The organism is Vibrio sp. 10N.222.48.A3 (assembly GCF_041475345.1).
GTDB lineage: Bacteria > Pseudomonadota > Gammaproteobacteria > Enterobacterales > Vibrionaceae > Vibrio > Vibrio tasmaniensis_A.
The window spans coordinates 1-606 of the sequence record NZ_JBFRVX010001741.1 but is presented as its reverse complement, the minus strand read 5'-3'; the positions used below and the strand labels follow the sequence as shown (position 1 = coordinate 606).

Sequence of the window (606 nt, the reverse complement as noted above, 5' to 3'; positions counted from 1 at the left end):
CTCGAATTAATCTCGAATCGTTTAGTACCCCATCAACTGCAGTAAATTCTCCGCTGTGCTGATCGCTTCTTTGCGGTTAGCAATGTTTAGTTTTTGGTAAAGGTTACGGATGTGAGTCTTGATGGTGGTACCTGCTACATCGAGTTCTTGAGCTATCTGCTCGTTACTGAATCCTGAATAGATCAAACCAAGTACTTGCCATTCACGCTGGGTGAGTGGGCTCGTGCGCACAAGTTCAGGAATGTTTGGGTGATTGACTAAGTTTTCAACAAAGTCTTCATCAAAGTGAACCGAGCGGCTGCGTTGGGTGGTCGAGATATCTTTCATGATCTGTTGAGCGCGATGGCGTTCTAAGTCACCTAAGCCAGGCTTGTTACTCAACTTATCCAAGATATGTCCGATAGTCCCGCCGTCTACTAAGAAGTTGCCGACCATACCGGTTTGGTTAGTCATATGAAGCGCTTCTTCAAGTAGCACGCGTGCGCTGTCTTCATCGTTAATTTGTGTACGTAACACGGCTTCAACGATCAAGTTTCGGTTGGTGTCTGTAATCAGATGTGAACGCTGAGCTTCACTCTTAAGGAAAGTCAGCGCTTCTTCCGCTTC

1 protein-coding gene is annotated in these 606 nt (G+C 46.2%); it reads right to left on the bottom strand.

The genetic code is table 11. The features are described 5' to 3' along the window. Nucleotides 1-21: 21 nt before the first annotated feature. Nucleotides 22-606: LuxR C-terminal-related transcriptional regulator (locus AB4653_RS28705; protein WP_372106040.1), on the bottom strand; the 585-nt coding region annotated here is incomplete at its 5' end.